This window comes from Bradyrhizobium sp. CCBAU 11386, from assembly GCF_028128955.1.
Taxonomy (GTDB): domain Bacteria; phylum Pseudomonadota; class Alphaproteobacteria; order Rhizobiales; family Xanthobacteraceae; genus Bradyrhizobium.
Map to the genome: position 1 here is coordinate 1 of NZ_LBKA01000103.1, position 1403 is coordinate 1403.

At 63.0% G+C, this 1403-nt stretch carries 1 protein-coding gene; it reads right to left on the bottom strand.

All coding sequences use genetic code 11. The features are described 5' to 3' along the window. Positions 1-275: 275 nt before the first annotated feature. Complete coding sequence (locus XI09_RS08635) at positions 276-1316, bottom strand: IS110 family transposase (protein WP_271566463.1); 1041 nt, start codon at positions 1314-1316, stop codon at positions 276-278. Positions 1317-1403 lie beyond the last annotated feature (87 nt).

Sequence of the window (1403 nt, forward strand, 5' to 3'; positions counted from 1 at the left end):
CGCTCATGCGGGCTTCTGTAACGGGCCTTGGTTAGTCAATCCCTTTTTGCGTCATCCTCTCGCCGGGAACCTGCTTCTGTACGGGATCGGCGCTGTGGCCGTCGCCTGATGGGGTTCTAAGAGGAGCAGGCCGGCCAATCTACGGAAGCGTGATCACATCGAGAGATGTGTCGACAACCCGCATGACGGCCTGACCTGATCCATCGTCCCGGCGAAGGGACTTCGCTTCGGGAAGGCTGGTGTGGTGACCCGCCCGAAACCTGTTTGCTCCTGCTTTAGGCCGCCATGGCGCTCGCCTTGGCGGCCGAGTTGAAGGGTGCGTTGTCCTTGAGCATGCGAAGCATGATCACGGCGAGCTTGCGCGCCAGCGCCACCTTGGCCTTGCTCATGCCGGCACGCCTGGCGATCCGCATCGCCCAGCTCTTGAGCTGCGTACAGCCCCTGATCGGCTTCGTCAGGATGATGTGGGCAGCCTCATAGAGCGCCTCGCGCACGGAAGTGTCGCCATTCTTGCTGATGCGGCCGGAGTAGTCGGTCTCGCCTGACTGGTGCTTCTTCGGCGTCAACCCGAACAGCGGCCCCGCCCGCTTCGACGAAGTGAAGCGGGCGGGGTCATCGATAGCGCTGGCATAGGTCAGCGAGATAATGGGTCCCACGGCCGGCGTCGACATCAGCAGCTTGGCCTTGGCATCCAGACGCGACATGGTCCGCACCTGCTTCTCAAACCCGTTGAACTCGCGCAGTAGCACCCTGTGAACCGCGAGCATCGCCGCGGTGATCGCCTCCAGGGCCGGGTGGCCGGCCACCAGCTCGCTGATCCGCCCCGCAAAGCTGCGCTTCGTCGTCTTGCCGACCTTCAAGCCGAAGCCGCGCAGGATCCCCCGCAAGCTGTTCTCGACGTCCTGAAGCTTGCTCTGGATCAGCTTGCGCGCGGTCAGCATGGCGCGGGTCTCCTGGGCACTCATCGACTTGCAATGCACCGGCCGGAACCAGCCGAGCCGCATCAACTGTGCGATGTTGCGGGCGTCGTTGCGATCCGACTTCACCGGCATCGCCTTGAAGGCATCGCTCACGTGGCGCGTCTCCAGAAGCTCGACGGCAAGGCCGGCCTTCTTCATCGCCGCGTAAAGCCATTGTGACAGCGGTCCTGCCTCGAGGCCGATCCTGGCGAACTCGAACCCCAGCGAACGGAACCAGCCGATCAGCGCCTCCGGTTCGCTGGCCACCTTGGTCTCTCGAGCGATCTTGCCGTTCGCCTCGACAACGCACACGCTGGTGCATTCCAATGACACATCGATTCCGGCATAATGCTCCATGGTCGTCTCTCCTCGATGCTTGGAGCAAGGCCCAACCTCGACTCCGTTACACCATCAATGTGAGGGACGACCGCCAACCTTCCAGAC

Coding starts and splice junctions, on each gene's coding strand:
- XI09_RS08635 (WP_271566463.1), bottom strand. CDS start 1,316: ATGGAGCATTATGCCGGAATCGATGTGTCATTGGAATGCACCAGCGTG.